Source organism: Thalassospira sp. B30-1, assembly GCF_015767575.1.
GTDB classification, from domain to species: domain Bacteria; phylum Pseudomonadota; class Alphaproteobacteria; order Rhodospirillales; family Thalassospiraceae; genus Thalassospira; species Thalassospira xiamenensis.
The window spans coordinates 1,435,897-1,456,554 of record NZ_CP065232.1; the positions used below are offsets into that span (position 1 = coordinate 1,435,897).

Annotated in this window: 17 protein-coding genes; 5 read left to right on the forward strand and 12 right to left on the reverse strand. The window is 56.8% G+C overall.

Annotated elements, in window-relative coordinates; all coding sequences use genetic code 11:
- Positions 1-50 precede the first annotated feature (50 nt).
- The 4 genes from IT971_RS06775 (at position 51) to IT971_RS06790 (ending at position 4,254) form a co-directional block, all read left to right on the forward strand.
- Complete coding sequence (locus IT971_RS06775) at positions 51-431, forward strand: hypothetical protein (RefSeq protein ID WP_063094419.1); 381 nt, start codon at positions 51-53, stop codon at positions 429-431.
- A 36-nt stretch (positions 432-467) separates the two neighbouring features.
- Positions 468-2,168, forward strand: a complete 1,701-nt coding sequence (locus IT971_RS06780) for a methyl-accepting chemotaxis protein (RefSeq protein ID WP_063094417.1) — start codon at positions 468-470, stop codon at positions 2,166-2,168.
- A 48-nt stretch (positions 2,169-2,216) separates the two neighbouring features.
- Positions 2,217-2,681, forward strand: a complete 465-nt coding sequence (locus IT971_RS06785; protein ID WP_007090954.1) for a cache domain-containing protein — start codon at positions 2,217-2,219, stop codon at positions 2,679-2,681.
- Between the two features lie 382 nt (positions 2,682-3,063).
- Positions 3,064-4,254, forward strand: coding sequence for a patatin-like phospholipase family protein (locus IT971_RS06790; RefSeq protein ID WP_007090955.1), 1,191 nt, complete (start codon positions 3,064-3,066; stop codon positions 4,252-4,254).
- Between the two features lie 65 nt (positions 4,255-4,319).
- On the opposite strand, the gene IT971_RS06795 is transcribed toward IT971_RS06790, so the two are convergent.
- Complete coding sequence (locus IT971_RS06795; protein WP_063094415.1) at positions 4,320-7,802, reverse strand: indolepyruvate ferredoxin oxidoreductase family protein; 3,483 nt, start codon at positions 7,800-7,802, stop codon at positions 4,320-4,322.
- A 416-nt stretch (positions 7,803-8,218) separates the two neighbouring features.
- Between IT971_RS06795 and IT971_RS06800 the strand changes: the two genes are divergently transcribed.
- Positions 8,219-8,659: a VOC family protein gene (locus tag IT971_RS06800; RefSeq protein ID WP_063094413.1), complete on the forward strand. Its 441-nt coding sequence runs from the start codon at positions 8,219-8,221 to the stop codon at positions 8,657-8,659.
- Positions 8,660-8,714: 55 nt separating this feature from the next.
- Here IT971_RS06800 and IT971_RS06805 read toward each other — a convergent pair whose 3' ends face one another.
- The 11 genes from IT971_RS06805 to tkt all read right to left on the reverse strand — a co-directional run bounded on the left by IT971_RS06805 (position 8,715) and on the right by tkt (position 20,625).
- Entirely contained in the window at positions 8,715-9,899 is a 1,185-nt protein-coding gene (locus IT971_RS06805; protein ID WP_063094411.1) for a benzoate/H(+) symporter BenE family transporter, read from the reverse strand.
- Between the two features lie 155 nt (positions 9,900-10,054).
- Positions 10,055-10,630, reverse strand: coding sequence for a hypothetical protein (locus IT971_RS06810; protein WP_063094409.1), 576 nt, complete (start codon positions 10,628-10,630; stop codon positions 10,055-10,057).
- 148 nt (positions 10,631-10,778) lie between these two features.
- Entirely contained in the window at positions 10,779-11,942 is a 1,164-nt protein-coding gene (locus IT971_RS06815) for a peptidoglycan -binding protein (protein ID WP_037990863.1), read from the reverse strand.
- 4 nt (positions 11,943-11,946) lie between these two features.
- Positions 11,947-13,131, reverse strand: a complete 1,185-nt coding sequence (locus IT971_RS06820) for a hypothetical protein (protein WP_007092447.1) — start codon at positions 13,129-13,131, stop codon at positions 11,947-11,949.
- A gap of 12 nt (positions 13,132-13,143) precedes the next feature.
- Positions 13,144-14,403, reverse strand: coding sequence for an OmpA family protein (locus IT971_RS06825; protein WP_063094407.1), 1,260 nt, complete (start codon positions 14,401-14,403; stop codon positions 13,144-13,146).
- Between the two features lie 265 nt (positions 14,404-14,668).
- Positions 14,669-15,478 (reverse strand): inositol monophosphatase family protein, encoded by an 810-nt coding sequence (locus IT971_RS06830; protein WP_007092445.1) that lies wholly within the window; start codon positions 15,476-15,478, stop codon positions 14,669-14,671.
- Positions 15,479-15,532: 54 nt separating this feature from the next.
- Positions 15,533-16,099, reverse strand: coding sequence for an elongation factor P (gene efp, locus IT971_RS06835; protein WP_037990860.1), 567 nt, complete (start codon positions 16,097-16,099; stop codon positions 15,533-15,535).
- Between the two features lie 196 nt (positions 16,100-16,295).
- Positions 16,296-16,946 carry a thiamine phosphate synthase gene (thiE, locus tag IT971_RS06840; protein ID WP_063094405.1) on the reverse strand — a complete coding sequence of 217 codons (651 nt, stop codon included), beginning with the start codon at positions 16,944-16,946 and terminating at the stop codon, positions 16,296-16,298.
- Between the two features lie 50 nt (positions 16,947-16,996).
- Positions 16,997-17,431 carry a hypothetical protein gene (locus IT971_RS06845; RefSeq protein ID WP_063094403.1) on the reverse strand — a complete coding sequence of 145 codons (435 nt, stop codon included), beginning with the start codon at positions 17,429-17,431 and terminating at the stop codon, positions 16,997-16,999.
- Between the two features lie 91 nt (positions 17,432-17,522).
- On the reverse strand, positions 17,523-18,530 hold the full coding sequence (gap, locus tag IT971_RS06850; RefSeq protein WP_007092441.1) for a type I glyceraldehyde-3-phosphate dehydrogenase: 1,008 nt from the start codon (positions 18,528-18,530) through the stop codon (positions 17,523-17,525).
- A 112-nt stretch (positions 18,531-18,642) separates the two neighbouring features.
- Entirely contained in the window at positions 18,643-20,625 is a 1,983-nt protein-coding gene (gene tkt / locus IT971_RS06855) for a transketolase (protein WP_063094401.1), read from the reverse strand.
- Positions 20,626-20,658: the final 33 nt, after the last annotated feature.

Below are 20,658 nucleotides of genomic sequence, written 5' to 3' on the forward strand. Positions count from 1 at the left end.
GAAAATATCCCTGGAAACGATCAAGATCGGTTCATGCCGCGGAAACCTGTATGACGGGGTGCATTTTTGCGCGCCTGTCGGATCGTGGGGGTACGATGGCGGGGATGGGACGGGCTGCGAAAGCGGTAGCAGGCCACGGGCTTGTATCGGGGGACGGCATCGGGACGCGGGGGCGTCATATCCGGTATGCCGGTCCGAACCTTATCCGGCGCGGGGCTGCACATATATCCGTGCCCGGCCATGCCCGGCACATCACCACATTTTCAATAAAAACAAACGGTCGGCATTTGCCGCGCACGTATTTCGCAGCCTGCGAAATGGTGCGGGCGGATGATCGCTGTGTCGCCAATGACGTGGTTAAGGGACATCGCAAAAACAAGGGTGACGCCATAGTCACCACCTTCCGGGAAGCTGTTGGGGCAGCAGCCTGATATCCTTGTAGTTACAATTGGTTAGAACGTTACAGAATGAAAACTTTCGTCAATCTGAATATCGGTACCAAGTTGGCGGTTCTGCCGCTGATCGGGGTTATCGCCATTGCCATTGTGGGCGTCATCGGGGGACGCGCGATTGTATCACTTAGCAACGGTCTGGAATTTGCCGTTTCGGAGGCCTATCCGGAGGTCCGCGATATCGGCAATATCGACCGCAATGTCACAAAGGTTCATCAGACGGTCTATCGTCTGCTGTCATGGTCGGCGGCAGGTGTTGACGAAGACCGTATGAGCAGCGTGAATGCGGAATTGCAGTCGCAGATTACGGCGGCCCGCGATGCCTTTACCCAGATGCTGGGTGATCGGAACATGCAGGGGCCGGAACGCGAAATCGCGGAAGGAGCGGCCAAGCTTTACGAAGATTACCTTGCCAAGATCGATCAGGTTCTGGGGATGCTTGATATCGAGTATACCGGGGCGCTGAGTTTTTCGTGGTCGGCACAGTCGGATTACGAAAGCCTGATGGCAACCTTGGCCGAGCTTCGTGAAACGGCGGAAAGCCGCATGGATGTTGCCAGTTCGGATGCGATGGCAGCCGGCATGGCAGCCCAGAATCAGACAATCATTGCATCGGTTGTCGCCGTCCTTGCGATGGTGTTGATCAGTTTTGCCATCACGCGCGTGATCGGCGTGCCGGTCAAACGGTTGACGGCGGTGATGCGCGAACTTGCCGATGGTCGGGCGGATATCGATGTGCCCTTTACCGGGCGGACCGATGAAATGGGCAGCATGGCAGGGGCGGTTGAAGTGTTCCGCCAGAATGCCGAAAGTTTGCAGGAAGCCGAGCGCAAACGCATAGAGGACGAAGCCAAGGCGGCCGAGGAAAAACGCCGGATCATGCAGGAACTTGCCGCCGAGATCGAAACATCGGTCAAGGGTACGGCAACAGCGGTCAGTGCTGCGATTGAGGAAATCGGGGCATCGGCCAGTGCCATGCTGACCAATGCCGAACGCACCGATCAGCAAAGCGAGAATGCCTATGATGCGTCGGGCAAATCCAGCCGCAACATGGGCGAGATTTCAGAGGCCGCCAACAGCCTTGCGGCCGCCATTTCCCAGATCAGCAACGAAATCCAGGAAAGCAGCCGACGCGCACAGGCCGCAAGCGAGCAGGCACTGGATGCGGATGCCAAAATCCGCAAGCTTGAAGAAGCCAGTGTCAGGATCGAGGATGTTGCGGCATTGATCGGCAATATTGCCGAACAGACCAACCTTTTAGCGCTTAACGCGACGATTGAATCGGCCCGTGCCGGGGATGCCGGAAAGGGCTTTGCCGTTGTGGCCAATGAGGTCAAGAACCTTGCCAGCCAGACGGCACGTTCGACCGAGGAAATTGCGACGGAAATCGCCAATGTCCGCACGGAAACCGTTCTTGCGGTCGAGGCGATCCAGACGATTGTTGCCAGTGTCAATGACGTCAACGCTATCCTTAAAGCCATTGCCGATGCGGTGCTGGAGCAGGGGACGGCCACCGGCCAGATCAGCAACAGCATTTCCGAGGCCGCCGGTTACGCCGAAACCGTTTCGGGCGGGATTGGCGATGTACGTGAAATTGCCCGTGCCACACGCGATTCAGCGGATTCCGTCGGGCAGGCAACCGGCGAGCTTGGCCGCCAGATGACCGGTTTGAGTTCATCTGTGGACGGGCTTGTTGCCCGTTTGCGGGCGGTCTGATCCATTTTCCATTTTTCTTCCAACAGGTTCATCAAAGGGGATTACCTGATGACAACATTTATGCGTCTTTTTGTTTCTGCCATGACCGCACTTTGCCTGACCACCGGCCTTGCACAGGCCCAGGACAAGGCGGCAACCGCACAGGAACTGGTCGATAAGGCCATCGCACTTTACGATCAGGTCGGACAGGACAAGTCCTTTGCCACCTTCAACGACAAGGACGGTGAATATGTCTTTGACGAATTTTATGTGATTGTCGCCGATGGTGAAAAGGGCACGTTCCTGACGCATGCGATCAATCCGAAGCTGATCAACAATCCGAAAATCTGGGATCTTCAGGATGTGAACAGCAATTTCATCATTCGCGACATGGTGGAAACCGGCAAGACGAACCCGGATGGCGGCTGGTCCAACTATACCTGGACCCACCCGGAAACCAAGAAACTTGCCGAAAAGAAAACCTGGGTAAAACCCCATGACGGCAAAATCTTTATGGTCGGTTATTACGAATAACGGATTGCCGAATCGTGGAATTACAGAAGGTCGCCCAAGTGGCGGCCTTCTTTATTTATGATATTGGCGATCATGGAAGTATATTTCTGCCTGTGACGACCGTCACATCAATAGTGAAATAAAAGTTACGAAGCATTTTACTGGTATAGTCATTTGCGATTTCACACTATTCGATAGTCTATATTTGTTCCAAACTTTCATAAGATTGATGTCGAATGGTAAATTATCTTAAATATTGAATAGGTTATAATCGTTCTTAGCTTCATAGGCCCGCGCAAGACGGGCCGATATCTCCTGGGTGGAAGCGCTGGCAACTGCGGCGTTATTCCAACGCAGCGTTCGGGTGTTCAGCCGTTTAACGGCAAATGAGTGGGAGATAGCTGTGAGAAAAGTCAAACGGGCAATCTTTTTGTCCGGCGGTGGACCTGCCGTCGGGCTCAGTATCGGGGTTCTGAAACGACTTCAGCAGGAACCCGATATCACGTTCGATATCTGGTCTTCTGCCTGCATCGGTGCGTGGTTATCTGTGGCCTGGCATCAGGCGGACGAGGGACAGGAACTTGATCAGACCATCGGGTTTTTCCGCAAGATATTCCGCCCGGCAAGCGTTTATGACCGCTTTCCGATTGCATCGGCCTTTGCGCCGGATTTCTTTTCCGATTTCGCCAACCGGCTTTCCTATTTCTTTAACCCGGACAGTTATCAGGGGCTGATCGTGCCAGAAGCGATGGCCGAAGCCGCCGAGCATGTCCGCCATTTCATGGGCAATCCGAAATACTGGACGCCCCATAACCTTAACGATGTGCTGTTGAATGGTATTCTGGCGGTCAATCCGCTGTCGCGCTTTATGGTGGGCGCGATGTACCAGACCAAAACCAAGGGATTGGCGAAAATCTATTCGCCAGACAGCATGTTCCTGGATCGGCTTGATTTTGACCGGTTGTATCAGCCCGATAAACCGGCCCTTTTCCATAATGCCTATAACCTGACACAGCAGCGGCTGGAGCTGTTCACCAACAAGCCCGATCATTACAATCTGCCGCAGATGAATGCGCAGACGCTTTGTGCCTGTTCGGCCCTGCCGTTTATCGAGGAACCGGTTGAAATAAACGGCGATACCTATTGCGAGGGGGCGACGGTTGATACGGTCAATTTCTTTGATTTCCTGCATCATCATCCCGATGTCGAGGAAGTCTGGGTCAGCCGTATTCTGGACCTTAAGCAGGTGCGTCAGCCGGAAAATCTTTATGACGCGCTTAACAACTTGATCATGCTGTTTGCCGCATCGGCAAGCGAGGATGCCGTCAAGGCCTTCAAGCGTGAAGTCGCCGAAAGCGGGCGGAAGATCGACATCATCGAAATCCCGGTTTCACCCCATATCAATTACGACTGGACGTGGGAGAACCTTGATCGCGGGATTGACGATGGCTATCAGGCGACCGATGACATGATCGCCAGTTACCGCAGCCGACAGCTTCGCGAACATCCGGTGCGTGATCTGCGCCGTCGTGCGGCACGGGTTCTGCCCGATCTGCATTTCCCGTTTGGCGGGCCACGGCCAAGACTGGCGTAAGTAACATCATCAAACAAAGGGGCCGCTGATCTGATCATGCGGCCCCTTTGATTTTGGAAGGCCGATTATTCGGCGGCTTTCAGATGTTCCGGCGGGTTGCGGAACTGTTCAAGCAGTTCGGCCTTGCGGGTTTTGATCTTGTCGATATTGCGATCCTTGATATGGCCGTAACCCCGGATCTGTTCGGGCAGGGCCAGAAGGGCGTTGGCAATGCGGGCATTGTCATGGTTAAGACCGTTGATGACCTCGTCCACCAGTGCCTCGTAATCGGCAATCAATTGACGTTCCATTTTGCGTTCATGGGTACGACCGAACGGGTCGATTGCCGTGCCGCGCAGGAACTTGAATTTGGCAAGAATGCCAAAGGCGCTCATCATCCAGGGGCCAAAGGCCTGCTTTTTCAGATGGCCGGTCTCCGGGTCCTTGTCGGCGAAGGCCGGTGGGGCGAGATGGAAACGTATTTTGTAATCGCCGGTGAAGTTTTTGGCGAGTTTGGCCCTGAAGGCCGGATCGGTATAAAGGCGGGCGACTTCATATTCGTCCTTGTAGGCGAGCAGTTTGAAGTAATATTTCGCCACCGTCCGGGCGAGATCATCGCCATCATCAAGGCGTTTTTCAGCCGCCGCAACCCTGTCGACCAGTGCGACGAACCGGTTGGCATAGGCCGCGTTCTGATAATCGGTCAGGAAGGCCTTGCGTTTGGCGACAATTTCCGAAAGCGTGGTGGCAATCGGATGTGCTTCTGCCTCGTTCGGGCCGATGACATCAAGCACGCGTTTCGGATCATGGGCAAACAGGCGGCCCCAATAGAAGGACTGCTTGTTCATATCAATCGCGACACCGTTGAGATCAATCGCCTGCATCAGGGCTTCTTCGGTGATCGGGATCAGGCCGCGCTGCCATGCAACGCCCAGCATGAACAGGTTGGTCGCAATCGAATTGCCCATCAGGCGGGTGGCGATATCGCTACCTTCGACGAAGTTCACCGCATCAGCACCGCACGCATCGGAAATGACCTTCATATGCTCGTTCGATTTCAGTTGGAAATCGGGGTTGCGGGTAAAGGCACCGGTGACGGTTTCGTGGGTGTTGATGACCGCCTGGGTAAAGTTGCGGCGCATCTTGGCAAGGCCTTCGAAGCTTGCCGCGACCAGAAGATCACAACCCAGCACCACATTGGCCTCGCCCGCCGGAATGCGGGCGGCATGGAGTTTTTCCTGCGTATCGGCAAAGCGGATGTGGCTTACGACCGCACCGCCTTTTTGCGCCAGTCCCGCCATATCAAGGCCGACAATACCCTTGCCCTCGATATGGGCGGCCATGCCAAGTAGGGCACCGATGGTGACGACACCCGTGCCGCCAACCCCGGTGATCAGAACCGACCAAGGGTCGGTGATATCGGGCAGGGCCGGGCGCGGCAGGCTGGCGAAGACAGCATCGCCCGCATTACCGCTTTTGGCGGCGGCTTCGGGTCTGCGCAGTGATCCACCTTCGATGGTGACAAAGCTTGGGCAGAAGCCATTCAGGCAGGAGAAATCCTTGTTACAGGCCGATTGGTCAATGGCGCGTTTGCGGCCAAATTCGGTTTCGACCGGCACAACCGCAAGACAGTTGGATTTTTCACCGCAATCGCCGCAGCCCTCGCACACCAGATCGTTGATGAAGACCCGTTTGGGCGGATCGACCATCAGTTTGCGTTTGCGACGACGACGTTTTTCAGCCGCACAGGTCTGATCAAAGATCAGGATGGTGACACCTTCGATTTCGCGCAGTTCTTTCTGGGTATTGTCCAGTTCGTCGCGGTGGCGGATATCAACACCATCGGCGAAATGCGACGGAACCGGGTATTTATCGGGCTCGTCGGAAAGAACGATGATGCGTTTCACGCCTTCATCGGCCATCTGGCGGGTGATTTGCGGCACGGTCAGCGGGCCGTCAACCGGTTGTCCGCCGGTCATGGCGACCGCATCGTTAAACAGGATTTTATAGGTGATGTTGACACCGGCCGCGACGGCGGCGCGCACCGCAAGCGACCCGGAATGGTAATAGGTGCCGTCGCCCAGATTCTGGAAGACGTGCTTGGTATTGGTAAAGGGGGCCTGCCCGATCCAGGTGACACCTTCGCCGCCCATATGGGTAAAGGTTTCGGTCGAACGGTCCATCCAGTTGACCATGTAATGGCACCCGATCCCGGCCATGGCACGGCTGCCTTCGGGCACCTTGGTCGAGCTGTTATGCGGGCAACCCGGGCAGAACCACGGAATACGCGCGACATCAGGGCGCGGTTCGGCGATTTCGCGTTCCTTCTGTTCCAGCCAGTCGATGCGTTCGTGGATTTTCGGGCTGTCATAGAAACGCTTGATGCGCTGTGCCAGAACAACCGCGATGCGCGCCGGGGTCAGTTCATCCATCGAGGGCAGAATCCATTCGCCCTTTTCATCGAATTTGCCGATCACGGTCGGGCGGACATCTTCGCGCCAGTTATAAAGCTGTTCCTTGACCTGGTTTTCCATCACCGCGCGTTTTTCCTCGACGACGATGATTTCCTCAAGCCCCATGGCAAATTCGCGCACATCGTCGCGGTTGAGTGGCCAGCTCATGCCGACCTTCAGCACGCGGATGCCGATTTTTGCGGCATCGGCTTCGGATATGCCAAGGTCATCGAATGCCTGCATGACATCAAGATAGGCCTTGCCGGTCGTGATGATGCCAAGCCGTGCATTCGGGCTGTCGATGACGGTTTTGTTCAGCTTGTTGGCGCGCGCATAGGCAAGGGCGGCATAGAGTTTATATTTCATCAGGCGATGTTCCTGATCCTTTGGCGTGTCGGGCCAACGGATATGGAGCCCGCCTTCGGGCATGGCAAAATTATCGGGGATGATCGGCGTGATGCGATCCGGCGCGACATCGACCGCGGCCGAACTTTCAACCGTTTCGGCGATGGTTTTCATCGCGACCCAGCAACCGGAATAGCGGCTCATGGCCCAGCCGTGAATACCGAAATCAAGGATATCCTGCACGCCAGACGGGTTCAGAACCGGGATTTGCGCATCGATAAAGGCATATTCGGTCTGATGGGGCAGGGTGGATGATTTGCAGGAATGGTCATCACCGGCCAGAACCAGAACACCGCCATGTTTGGATGTACCGGCATAATTGGCATGTTTGAAAACATCGCCCGACCGGTCAACGCCCGGCCCCTTGCCGTACCACATGCCAAAGACGCCATCATATTTGGCGTCCTTGTACATATTGACCTGCTGGCTGCCCCAGACGACGGTGGCGGCGAGGTCTTCGTTCACACCGGCCTGAAATTCGATCTGCTGTCTGGTCAGGAATTTTTTGGCGCGCCAAAGCTGCTGATCAAGGCCCCCCAGTGGTGACCCGCGATAACCGGAAATACATCCGGCAGTGTTCAGTCCTGCGCGCGCGTCAAGCTGGCGCTGCATCAGGGGCAATCGAACCAACGCCTGGATACCGGTCAAATAGACCCGGCCTTCTTCAAGCGTATATTTGTCATCAAGGCTAATTGCCGCCAATTGTGCCATGACCAGTCTCCCTCGGGATCTCTCTCTGATTGCGGGGTCGTGCGGGCCAGTTGCGCTGCTTTTATTGATATAAGTTTACGCGCAGCTTTTTGGTATGGCCCGTAAAATTCTCTTTTGCGTCATTGGCGTTCCGGCTTTGGCGTTTGGTCGGGACGGATCGCTGTCTGACGGAATAATGGTAATGAATGCTGACCTTTTTTCAAATCAACTCGCATTGCAATGTGCAAAACGCCTGATTGCACTGGTTGACGTTGGGTCAACTTGATATTTACTTATTCCGGTACCGATTTGCGCGCAATTTTATTGCGGTCGTGCTGCGGTGCGAAATTGCCGATGTGATCGAGTCTATCCTCGGCAACATCAAAGTCGGGTGTTAAGGTCGGCGCGGGTTTTGACCCTGAGAGTTGGAGCATGAAATGGATCAACGTGTATCGCTGATTACGCTTGGCGTGGCCGACCTTGACCGGTCGCGGCGTTTTTACGAGGACGGACTTGGTTGGAAAGTCAGCGAGATGGTCGAGGGACAGGTGGTTTTCTATCAATTGTCCAACGGGCTGGCGCTTGGCCTGTTTGGCCGGGAAGATTTGATCAAGGACGGGCAGTTTGATGATGATACCGGTGCCCGTTTTGCCGGTCTGACGATTGCCTATAACACCCGTGACGAGGCCGAGGTTGATGCGGTGATGGCAGAGGCAAAGAAAGCCGGTGCCGTCATTCAGAAACCGGCGGAAAAGGTGTTCTGGGGCGGGTATTCGGGATATTTCCGCGATCCGGACGGCCATGCTTGGGAAGTGGCGTATAACCCGTTCTGGGAACTGGATGCCAATGGCAATCTGACGATCCCGGAGCCAGTTTGATTTTTGACTGCGCCAATAAAAGAGGCCCTGCTGATTATCAGCAGGGCCTTTTGTTTTAGCTGGCTTTAGCTTTGCGCAGATGGGTCAGGAAATAGATCAGCCCGCCGGCCAGCAATCCCCAGAACGCCCCGGCAACCCCGAAAAAGGATAGACCGGCGGCCGTGACAAGGAAGGTCACGGCGGCAGATTCGCGGGCGTCATCATCCTTGAAGGCGGCAACCACAGACCCGGAAAACGCCCCGATCAGGGCGAGGCCTGCGACCGCTTCGATCAGGATCGAGGGGGCGAGACTGACAAAGGCGGTGACAAGCCCGGCCAGCAATCCGAACAGGATGTAAAACACCCCGCCAAAGGCCGCCGCCCAATACCGTTTTTTCGGATCGGGATGGGCATCTTCGCCCGCACACAGGGCGGCAATGATCGCGGCAAGGTTGACGGCGTGCCCGCCAAAGGGGGCGGCCAGCAACGAGAAAAAGCCGGTGGTGGCAAAAAGCGGGCCGGGCGGGGTATCGTAGTTATTGGCGCGCAAAACGGCCGTGCCGGGAATGTTTTGCGATGCCATGGTGACGATAAACAAAGGCAGGGCAATGCCGACCAGACCGGCCAATGTGAATTCCGGTATGACGAATTCGACCGGCGGCACGATGGCACCGCCAAGACTGCCAAGCGTGTTTTCGGGGAAGTCCACGCCGATCACCATGACAATGATGAAGGCCAGCAAGGCGGCAGGCACGGCAAACAGGCGGTTGATTCGCCCGACCACCAGCCAGGCAATGACAATCGGCAGGCCCAGAAGCGGATTGAACGCAACCGCCTTGATCGGTGCCAGACACAGGCCCAGCAACACACCGGCCAGCATGGCATTGGCAAGCGGGGCGGGAATGGCGGCAACCGCACGGCCCAACGGCTTCCAGATGCCGCAGATGATGATCAGGATCGCGCAAATGATAAACGCCCCGACGGCCACGGCAAAACCGCCGTCAATCGCGCCCGATGTTGCCAGCAATGCCGCACCGGGGGTGGACCATGCGATGCTGATCGGCATGCGGGTGCGCAGTGACAGATAGATCGAACACAGCCCCATCGCGACCGATAGCGCCATCAGGCCCGATGCTGCCTGATCGGGCGTTGCACCAACGGCACCAAGCCCCTGAAGGACGACGGCAAAGGAACTGGCCGAGCCGACAAAGGCGGCAAGAATGCCCATGAACAGATTTTGGGGCGAGATATCGCGCAGCATGGTGGCTCCGTCAAACAGGTAAAACGGATGGATGGGAAATGCGGTGGCAGAGCGGGTGAATTTAGTGGGATCGTGCGATACAGACCAGAAAAAAAGAAAGCCCCACAGGCCTTTGCCGGGGGCTTCTTTTGTAGACGGTTATTCAGAGCAGGTGATCAAAGCATATCGCGTTTGGTGTGCGGATCAGCCACCTCGTGGGTGCCGATCAGTTTGGCCTGATGGCGGGCAAGGATATCTTTGGCGCGGTTTTCCTTTGTTTCGTCGGGGGTCTGAACCCATAGCAACAACCCGTTGTCATCAAGCTCGTCCTGCAATTCGCCGGAATATTTTTTGCCGATCATGGCGGCCACCACACCGCCGGCCGCAGCACCGATGCCACCGGCACCGACGATGGCGGCAATGGTTGGTGCAATCGGGCCACCCGCGGCGATCATGACGCCTGCGGCACCAAAGGCGGCGGCATACATGGGGGCACCGACCAGGACGCCCTCCGCATTGCCAATCGGGGTGGGGGCGGTATAGGCAAGCGGGGGCATGTCGGGATCGTTATCGATATCTTCGACCTTGCGATAGACATGGCCCAGTTTGTCTTCGATGGTGCGTTCGGTCGCAAGCAGGCTGAGGTCGGAATGCTTGAAGCCGGCTTCTTCCAGATCCTCTGCGGTTTTTTGCAGGGCGGGAAGGTCATGAAAAACGCCAACGGTTTCGTTTCGGGTCCTGAGGATGGACATTGTGGCCTCCTTTTACTGAAAGGCTCCCTGTCTAACCAACGTGCCGATGCGCTGATTGGTTCCGCAAATTTTTCAATATGTTGGAATGATGCCAGAACAAAAACGGCACCCGCATGGGGTGCCGTTGGTGATCTTTATGGTGCCGGTCTTACCGTTCGGTGATCTTGAATTCGATACGGCGGTTGCGGCGATAGGCGATTTCGTCGTCGCGGTTATCAAGCGGCTGATATTCGCCAAAGCCCGCAGCAACCAACCGGTTTGGCGGCACACCGCGTTCGATCAGGAATTTGACCACCGAAATGGCACGTGCCGCCGACAGTTCCCAGTTTGACGCGAATTTCAGGTTACGGATCGGTACTTTATCCGTGTGACCATCAACGCGCATGACCCAATCGATATCGTCGGGGATTTCGGCCGAAATGGTTTTCAGGGTATCGCCAAGTTTTGCCAGTTGTTCCTGACCGTCTTCGCCCAGATCGGCGGAGCCGGATGTGAACAGGACTTCGGACTGGAAGACAAAGCGGTCACCCACCACGCGGATATCCTGACGGTCGCCCAGAACTTCGCGCAGGCGGCCAAAGAATTCCGAACGATAACGCTGCAATTCGGCGACCTTGGTGGCAAGGGCGGCATTCAGGCGCTGCCCGAGATTGACGATCTGGGCCTGGGCTTCTTCGTTCTCGCGCTCGGACGCTTCGAGGGCGGCTTCGATGCGGGCAAGCTGCTGACGCAGGGCCAGCATCTGCTGGTTCAGGGCGGCGACCTGTGCCTGTGCCTCGGTGCTGAGCTTTTTCTCGTCTTCGAGTTCGGCGGCGCGCGAGGCCAGCAGGGCGGAAAGCTCTTCGATGCGGGTTTCCTGATCGGCAAGCTGTTCGTCGGCTTTTTCGCGTGCGGTGCTGAGCTCGGCCTCTTTTTCCTCAAGATTGGCAAGGGCGGCGAGAAGTTTCTTTTCCATCTCGTCCGCAGACAGTTCGGCGGCGGAAAGCTGGCTTGCGAGGGCGGCGGCACGGTCACGCAAATCGTCGCGCTGGTCGCTGGTGTTGGAAAGCTCGGTCGTGAGCTGTGTCAGTTCGAGTTCCATGCGCTGATTGTTGGTGCGTTCGAGCGACAAAAGATTGGTCAGCTCGTTCACCTGTGCGGTCAGGTCATTCAATGCCTGATCACGTCCCGAAAGGGCAGCACCCAGATAGACCTGGGCGACGACGAAAATCATCAGCAGGAAAATGATCACCATCAACAGCGTGGCCAGGGCATCAACAAAGCCAGGCCAGGTGTTGACGTCGCGATTTCGGCGGCGTGACAACCCGGTCATGCGATCAGCCCTCCTCGGCGATCGCGGCGATGGTGCGGGCCAGAAGCTTGATCTCGCTTCTGATTTCCTGGGTCGATTGCTGACGGCCCATGGTCAGTTCCTCGCCAACGCGGGCAAGGGTGTTATCGAGCGAGCGGATATGGGCGCGGGTATTGTCATCAATGCCGAAGCTGCCGATTTTCATGGAATCGGAAAGCTGATCAAGCACGGGTTTCAGATGCATCTGGTTTTCCGCCAGCTTGACCATAAGCTGCTGTTCGGCCTTCATCTGATCGGTCAGGGTCGAAAGTTTGTCGGCTAGGTCGATCAGGGTGTTGTGCGATTTGATCTGCGAGCTTTCGGACCGCTGGATCGAGTTTTGCAACCCTTCCATATTATCGGCCATCTGTTCGATCAGGGCCGAAAGATAGGCCGGAACCGACTGTTCCCCGTCTGACACCGGACCGCCCGAAGACAGACGGGTAAAGCCCGAAAGCCATTCTTCAAGTTCGTTAAAGAAGCGGTTCTGGGCCTGACCGGCCTGCATGTCGATCAGTCCAAGCGCCAGCGAACCGGCCAGACCGAAGAGCGAGGACGAGAACGCCGTTCCCATGCCGCCAAGCGGCTCGGCAAGGCCCTGTTTCAGTTCGTTGAACCACAGATCGATATTCTGGCCCGAACCAACATTGACATCACCGATGACATTGGCAACCGAGTTGACGGTCTGAAGCAGGCCCCAGAAGGTGCCAAGCAGGCCAAGGAAGACCAGAAGGCCGACAACATAGCGCGACAGTTCGCGGCTTTCATCCAGACGCGAGCGGATCGAGTCCAGAATGGTGCGGGTCGCCATGGTCGAAAGTTGCGGACGGTCGCGGCGCTGTTCGGCCATCATGCGGGCCATCGGCAGCAACAGTTTCGGCGGGACCTGAGACGTCAGGCCCGGACGGTTGCGACGGAAATCTTCGATCCAGGTGACTTCGGCCGACAGGCCAGCAACCATGCGGAAGGTATAGATCACACCGACAACAAACACGCCAAGGATCAGTCCGTTCAGAACGGCGTTGGCCATGAACGCATCGGAAAGTGCCGGAAACAGCAAGGCACCGACGGCGGCGATGATGGCGATGAAAATCCCCATCCGCGTCAGGTAGCTTCCCGGTTTGGTCACGACAGGAAGGGTTGCCATGCCGTTGGCCGAATTATTGCTCATGACGGATCAATCCTAGCGTTGAACGGTTTTGATATCGACACGATCAGCCGGACCGGACGGCACATTGGCGCCCAGCGCACGGACATCGATGCGCGTGGACCGCACACCTTTGTCGATCAGGTAGGAACGGACCTGCAGGGCACGCGAAAGCGACAGACGGCGTGCCTTGCTGGCGTTGTTGGAATCACCTTCGGCATAGGCCTGAAGCTGGATACGCATGTTTTCATCGCTGCCCATGTTCTTGACGATGCTGTCAAGCTGGGCGCGGGCGGCGTTGTTCAGCTCGAAACTGCCGGAACCGAAGGCAAGGCTGTATTCACCGGCACCAGATGGTGCGGATGCAACCGGGTCCTTGGCCGCAGGCGGAACAGCGGCGGTTTCCGCGGCCGGTTTCGGTGCGGGTGCAGGTTCAGGTGTGCTCGGCGCGGTTGCAACCGGTGCCGGTGCAGCGGGTGCCGACGGTTGGCTGTCGGAACGCTGTTCCAGCATTTCCTGCGGCGAGGTCGTGGTGTCAGGTGCCGGGCTTGGTGCGTCTGGCACGTTTGATTTGTTCGGTACAACCGGCTCAGGTGCGGGCGGCGGTGGTGCCTGTTTGGTGTCCTCGGCCGGAAGCGGCGGGGCTTTGGGTGGTTCGACCTCGGCCGGTTTGGTTTCGACTTTCGGGGCCGGTTCGGCCTTGGGGGCCTCGGCCATTTCCGCAGCTGGCGCGGGGGCCGGTTTTGGTGCCGGGGTCGGTTTGCTTAGCGGGACCGGTGCGCTGCCGCTGGCTGCCTGTGCGGCGGCCGGGCTGGCCGGTTTGGCGCGTGGTGCGGCGGTGGGTTGGGGCCGGTTAAGGGCGATCACCTGATTTGCGCCATCATCGTAGGATGGGCTGGTGGTGACACCGGGAACGCCGTAAAACTGCGATTGTGTCGGAACGTCGTTGCTGCCCGAACCGTCGATGACAACGGTTTCAAATCCGTCGCCATAGGTTGCGCCACCGGTATCCTGCGCAAAGCGGTCGGCGGCAAGGAATTCTGAATGCGGGCGGGTTTCAGGATAGATCAGGTCGCTGCCGGCAATCGAAATATGGTCACGCGGAACCGAGGGTGAAAGATAGTTCGGTACGGTCGGTTGTCCGCCAAACCCGTCGGCAACATCCCAGTTTACCTGTACGTTGCTGTCAACGGATACGGGGGTGTATTGCTGTGCGGATGCGCCGCCACTGACAACCACGTTACCGCCCAGTGCGGCCATGAATGCCAGCACCGAAATCTTGGAATACCCCATCATCAAATCGCAGGCCCCTTGTTACCCTGTGTTTGAACACGTTTTTTTATAACGCACAGTTTTGTGTCGATCTTTTGGCACATCGTTTTGTTTGGCGTGCCACCCCGGTCTGCTCACGCGGATAAATCCATGATCAGACGGCAAGTACCATAGCTTAGAGCTTGATGATGAACAACCGCTTTGACCGGCACATGTACGTGAATGAAAAAAAGGGCATCCGTGCGAAAGCAGGGATGCCCTTTCAAAAAACGGTAATAAAAGCTGATACTTATTCGGTAACGGCTTTTTTAAGCGTCTTGGCCAGCACGGGCTGGATATAGTCGTTGGCGGCAACGACGCTGCCGGTGCCAAGCATGTTGGTGCCACCTTTGGCATCGCGGACATATCCGCCTGCTTCGGTGATCATCAGAAGGCCTGCGGCGATATCCCACGCGTTAAGATGAGATTCCCAGTAACCGTCAAAGCGACCGGCGGCGACATAGGCCAGATCAAGCGATGCGGCACCCATGCGGCGCACACCGGCACAACGATCCATGACCGAATGCAGCTGCTTTTCAAACGCGGCGTGATCGCCATGCCCGATATGGGGAACGCCACATGCCAGAACGCATTCGTTCAGACGACGGCGGCCCGAAACACGCAGGCGACGGTTATCAAGATAGGCGCCAACGCCTTTTTCGGCCCAGAAGAATTCATCCTTGGCGACATCGTAAATGATGCCAGCAATGATTTCGTCACCCTTTTGCAGGGCCACGGAAATCGCAAAATGCGGAATGCCGTGCAGGAAGTTGGTGGTGCCATCAAGCGGATCGATGATCCAGCGGTGCTCCGGATCGGAGCCCTTGATTTCGCCGCCTTCTTCCATAAGGAAACCATAGCCCGGACGGGAACGTTCAAGTTCTTCGCGCAGACGTTTTTCGGCACGGTGATCGGCCGCAGAGACGAAATCTGCCGGGCCCTTCATCGATACCTGAAGGTTTTCGACTTCACCGAAGTCGCGTTTAAGTCCATAGGCCGCCTTTTCGACGGCCTTGAACATGACATTGATATTAGCTGAACGACGGGCGGCGCCACGCACGGCTCATCTCCCGGTGTTTGAAAGTAAAAAAGGAAGGCCTAAGGACGAATGTCCTTAGTCTTTTGCACGCTCGAGATAGGTGCATTCGGTCGTGTTCACGACAACGCGCGTACCGGATTCAATATGCGGCGGAACGAGAATGCGAACGCCATTATCAAGAACGGCCGGCTTGAAGGAAGAAGACTGGGTCTGCCCTTTGACAACCGCGTCGGCTTCGACGATCTGGCAGACAACATGTTCGGGCAGGGTCACGGCAAGCGGTTCGCCTTCGAAGGATTCGATGGTGACAACCATGCCATCCTGAAGGAATACAGCCGGTTCGCCGACGAGTTCTGCATTGACTGTGATCTGTTCGAAAGTTTCGCTGTCCATGAAGGTGATCATGTCACCATCGGCAAACAGATAGGTATATTCATTCTGTTCCAGACGAACACGTTCGACGGTTTCCGACGCACGGAAACGTTCGTTCAGCTTGGTGCCGGTACGAATGTCTTTGAGTTCAACCTGGTTAAACGCACCGCCTTTACCCGGCTTCACAGCCTGGCATTTTACCGCACGCCACAGGGCACCTTTATGTTCGATAAGGTTACCCGGACGGATTTCGTTGCCGTTGATTTTCATGGCACCAACCGTTCTTTCAGATCACAGATTCACGATGTAAGCGGGACACCCGTCCCATTAAAGTCGGGCTTAACTACCAGTTTGGCGAATTTGCTGCAAGCAGATTGATCAGGGTTTGCGTGCATGGCAAACCGTCATTCGCGCATGGCTGTCGCCAAATGGCGCAGGTCAAAAGGGCATTGAACCGCGTCGGGTTTCAGTCCGAAGCTGCGGCAATCGCGGCCTTTATTGCCTTTGCCCCGGCCTCGGGACCGTCCGGATGGTTCCAGACTCCGCCCGTGACGGCAATGAAATCGGCACCGGCTTCGACAATCGGGCCAAGGTTATCGGCCGTGATGCCGCCAATCGCGACACAGGGCACCGTGGTAAAGGTCGTCCAGATTTCGATGATTTCGGGGGTGACGCTGGTTTTGGCTTCTTTGGTCTGGGTCGGATAGAACGCGCCAAACGCCACGTAATCGGCCCCTTTTTCGCCAAGCTCCATGGCGCGATGGCGGCTGTCATAGCAGGACACGCCGACAATGTGTTCTTCGCCCATGATGGCACGCGCCTCGTCGTAGCTGGCGTCTTCTTCGCCGACATGCACACCGTCAACGCCCGATTTTTTGGCAATATCAGGGCGGTCATTAAGGATCAGGGGAATGTCGCGGTCCGAGCATAACGGCAGGATCGCATCAATTGCCTTGCGGATTTCATCATCGGAAACGTCTTTGAGACGAAGCTGCAAACAATCAATCGTACCGGTATCAAGCACGGATTTCAGGCGGTCCGGAAATACGGCCAGATCGATTTTGGGCGGTGTCAGAAGATAAAGGCCGGTTTGGTCGTCTGCGTTCACAATGGTCATTCCTGATCAAAAACTGCGTATCATGTAACGTTTCATCACCCTTTTGGCAATCACCCAGCCAAAAACGCCGCAAGCCGACGGTCAAGTTCCGCATCGGGCAGATGATCGTCACCGGTTTCGTAAATCCGGTCCGGGTCGGGCAGGGTGGTGATGACCCGGCATCCTGATTTCGAGCCGAGATTTTCAAGCCGGGTTTTCAAGTCATCGGGCAGATCGTCATCGAGCAGGACCGCATCAATTCCGGCCTCCATCGCGGCCAAGGCCGATGCGCGACGTCCGCGACAATCAAGGATGCCGTGGATGAGGGCATCGGGAAAGTCGGTTCGTAATCTGGCGATCAGGGTGGCAAACCATTGTGCACCAAGCGACGCCCCGGCATTTTCCGGCGACAGAAGATTGATCCGCGCACGCCCTGCAACGCGGCAGGCCGATTGCCCGCCTGCCATGCCATGAATGCGAATGAAAAGGTTTGTGCTGTCTTTCATCGGGGCAAAATATCACCGGGTCGGGATTTGCCAAACAGAAAGGGCGACCCGAAGGCCGCCCTTGATCCGGATAGATACCTTCAAGTTCCGATTAAAGGAACTTTGCCATAGCAACGGCGGTATCAGACATACGGTTCGAGAAGCCCCATTCGTTGTCGTACCAGGACAGGATACGGACGAAGTTGCCGCCGATAACCTGGGTCTGGGTGACGTCAAAGGTCGAGCTGTTCGGATTGTGGTTGAAGTCAATCGAGACCAGCGGAGCTTCGCAAACGCCAAGAACGCCTTTGAGCGGGCCGTTTGCGGCGTCCTTGATCGCGGCATTGATTTCATCAGCCGTGGTGTCGCGACCGGCAACGAAGGTCAGGTCAACCATCGAAACGTTCGGGGTCGGGACACGGATGGCGGTGCCGTCAAGCTTGCCTTTGAGTTCCGGCAGAACCAGACCGACGGCCTTGGCCGCACCGGTCGAGGTCGGGATCATCGAAAGCGATGCGGCACGGGCGCGGCGCAGATCCTTGTGCAGGCTGTCGACGGTGTTCTGGTCGCCGGTGAAGGCGTGAACGGTGGTCATGAAGCCCTTGGTGATGCCAACGGTCTTGTTCAGAACGTCTGCAACCGGTGCCAGGCAGTTGGTGGTGCAGGACGCGTTCGAAACGATGATGTCGGATGCGGTCAGGCTGTCGCTGTTGACACCGTAAACGACGGTTTTGATGTCACCCTTTGCCGGGGCGGAAATCAGAACGCGTTTGGCGCCGGCGGTCAGGTGTTTGCCTGCACCCGCTTCGTCAAGGAAGATGCCGGTGCATTCGAATGCGATATCGACATTCAGAGCGCCCCACGGCAGGTTCGCCGGGTCGCGTTCCGAGCAGACCTTGATCGCCTTGCCGTCGATGACAAGGTCGTTGCCTTCGGCTTTGACGTCATTGGCAAGAACGCCATGAACGGAATCGTATTTCAGAAGATGTGCGTTGGTGGCGACGTCACCCAGGTCGTTGATGGCCACGACTTCAACATCGGTACGGCCGCTTTCAACGATGGCACGCAGAACCAGACGGCCAATACGACCAAAACCATTAATCGCTACGCGAATAGCCATTCATCCCTCCAAAATTATGATGATTGGTACCTGGGGAGTATCAATCACGGCTTGGGGTTCAACCCCATAGAAAAAAGGCCGGATCGGCATATTACCGATCCGGCCCCTTGAATTAAACGAGTTCTTTGGCCGCCTTGACCAGCGCCTCGGCGGTGATGCCGAAATGCTCGTAAAGGACTTCGGCCGGTGCCGAGGCACCAAAGCCGTGCATGCCAATGACTTTGCCGTTGTCGCCAACGTATTTTTCCCAGCCGAAGACCGACAGGGCTTCGATGGCGATACGCGGTTTGTCGCCAAGGACTTCCTTGCGGTATTCCGGTGACTGTGCGTCGAACAGTTCCCAGCTTGGCAGGGAGACGACGGCGGCATTGATGCCGTCGGCCTTGAGTTTCGCCTGTGCGTTCACGGCAATTTCGACTTCGGAGCCGGTCGCGATCAGGGTGACCTGACGATCACCGTCGCAATCGGAAATCACGTAGCCGCCGCGCGCGACAAGGTTGTCTTCGCGGTATTCGGTGCGCAAGGTCGGCAGGTTCTGACGGGTCAGCGCCATGACGGTCGGGCCGGTTTCATTGGTGATCGCCATTGCCCATGCTTCGGCGGTTTCAACCGCATCGGCCGGACGGATGACGGTCACATTCGGCATTGCACGCAGGGACGCGACATGTTCGACCGGCTGGTGGGTCGGGCCGTCTTCACCAAGACCGATGGAATCATGGGTCATGACATAGACAACGCGCTGGTTCATCAGGGCCGACAGACGGATTGCCGGGCGGCAATAGTCGGTGAAGACCAGGAAGGTGCCGCCATAAGGCAGAACGCCACCATGGAGCGCGAGACCATTCATGGCCGCCGCCATACCGTGTTCACGGATACCGTAATAGATATAGCCGCCATGATAGCCGCCATCAGCGGTGATCGGGGCCTGAACGCCGGTTTTGGTGTTGTTCGAACCGGTCAGGTCGGCAGAACCGCCGATCATTTCCGGGATTGCCTTGGTCAGAACTTCAAGAACGTTCTGGGACGATTTGCGGGTTGCGACTTTCGGCAGTTCGGCTGTGATCTGCTTTTTGTAGTCGTTGAATGCATCAATCCAGTTTTCCGGCAGTTTGCCTTCGACGCGGCGTTCGAATTCGTCCTTGAGGGAGGCTTCGAGATTTTCGAAACGCGCACCCCATGCATCGAAATCGGCCTTGCCACGCGTACCGGCATTGCGCCATGCGTCGAGAATGTCGGCGGGAATGTCGAACGGCTCAGACGTCCAGCCAAGTTTTTCACGCGCACCGGCAAGTTCGGTCGCGCCAAGCGGCGAACCATGCGTTGCCGAGGTGCCACCCTTGGTCGGGGCGCCAAAACCGATAACGGTTTTGCAGGCGATCATCGACGGGGTATTGGTGGTTTTTGCCTTGGCAATCGCGGCTTCGATGGCGACCGGATCGTGGCCGTCAATCTGCTGCACGTCCCAGCCTGCGGCTTCGAAACGCTTTTTGTGATCTTCGGACGTCGAAAGCGAGGTCGGGCCATCAATCGAAATGCCGTTATCGTCAAACAGGACGATCAGTTTCGACAGTTTCAGGTGACCGGCCATCGAAATGGCTTCCTGCGAGATGCCTTCCATCAGGCAACCGTCACCGGCAATCACATAGGTGAAGTGATCGACAACATCATTGCCAAAGCGCGCATTCATGATGCGTTCGCCAAGCGCGAAACCAACCGAGGTCGCAATGCCCTGACCCAGCGGGCCGGTGGTGGTTTCGATACCGGCACCATGGCCGAATTCCGGGTGACCGGCAGTACGCGAACCCATCTGACGGAAATTCTTGATCTGATCCAGATCGAAATCTTCGTAACCCGTAAGGTGCAGAAGCGAATAAAGCAGCATTGAGCCGTGACCAGCGGACAGGATGAAACGGTCGCGGTCGGGCCAGTGCGGGTGCTTTGGATCGAATTTCAGGAATTTGGTATAAAGAACAGTCGCGACGTCTGCCATGCCCATCGGCATGCCGGGATGTCCGGAATTGGCTTTTTCGACTGCGTCGGCCGAAAGAAAGCGGATGGCATTGGCCATGCGGTTGTGTTCTGTTTGCGTCGTCATTGGATGCGGTTCCTGGGGGTTTCGCGGTCGGGC

Bases quoted from the DNA above. Each gene is read 5' to 3' on its own strand.
- IT971_RS06775 (WP_063094419.1), top strand. From the start codon at position 51: ATGACGGGGTGCATTTTTGCGCGCCTGTCGGATCGTGGGGGTACGATG.
- IT971_RS06780 (WP_063094417.1), top strand. From the start codon at position 468: ATGAAAACTTTCGTCAATCTGAATATCGGTACCAAGTTGGCGGTTCTG.
- IT971_RS06785 (WP_007090954.1), top strand. From the start codon at position 2,217: ATGACAACATTTATGCGTCTTTTTGTTTCTGCCATGACCGCACTTTGC.
- IT971_RS06795 (WP_063094415.1), bottom strand. From the start codon at position 7,802: ATGGCACAATTGGCGGCAATTAGCCTTGATGACAAATATACGCTTGAA.
- IT971_RS06800 (WP_063094413.1), top strand. From the start codon at position 8,219: ATGGATCAACGTGTATCGCTGATTACGCTTGGCGTGGCCGACCTTGAC.
- IT971_RS06805 (WP_063094411.1), bottom strand. From the start codon at position 9,899: ATGCTGCGCGATATCTCGCCCCAAAATCTGTTCATGGGCATTCTTGCC.
- IT971_RS06810 (WP_063094409.1), bottom strand. From the start codon at position 10,630: ATGTCCATCCTCAGGACCCGAAACGAAACCGTTGGCGTTTTTCATGAC.
- IT971_RS06815 (WP_037990863.1), bottom strand. From the start codon at position 11,942: ATGACCGGGTTGTCACGCCGCCGAAATCGCGACGTCAACACCTGGCCT.
- IT971_RS06820 (WP_007092447.1), bottom strand. From the start codon at position 13,131: ATGAGCAATAATTCGGCCAACGGCATGGCAACCCTTCCTGTCGTGACC.
- IT971_RS06825 (WP_063094407.1), bottom strand. From the start codon at position 14,403: ATGATGGGGTATTCCAAGATTTCGGTGCTGGCATTCATGGCCGCACTG.
- efp (WP_037990860.1), bottom strand. From the start codon at position 16,099: ATGAAAATCAACGGCAACGAAATCCGTCCGGGTAACCTTATCGAACAT.
- thiE (WP_063094405.1), bottom strand. From the start codon at position 16,946: ATGACCATTGTGAACGCAGACGACCAAACCGGCCTTTATCTTCTGACA.
- IT971_RS06845 (WP_063094403.1), bottom strand. From the start codon at position 17,431: ATGAAAGACAGCACAAACCTTTTCATTCGCATTCATGGCATGGCAGGC.
- gap (WP_007092441.1), bottom strand. From the start codon at position 18,530: ATGGCTATTCGCGTAGCGATTAATGGTTTTGGTCGTATTGGCCGTCTG.
- tkt (WP_063094401.1), bottom strand. From the start codon at position 20,625: ATGACGACGCAAACAGAACACAACCGCATGGCCAATGCCATCCGCTTT.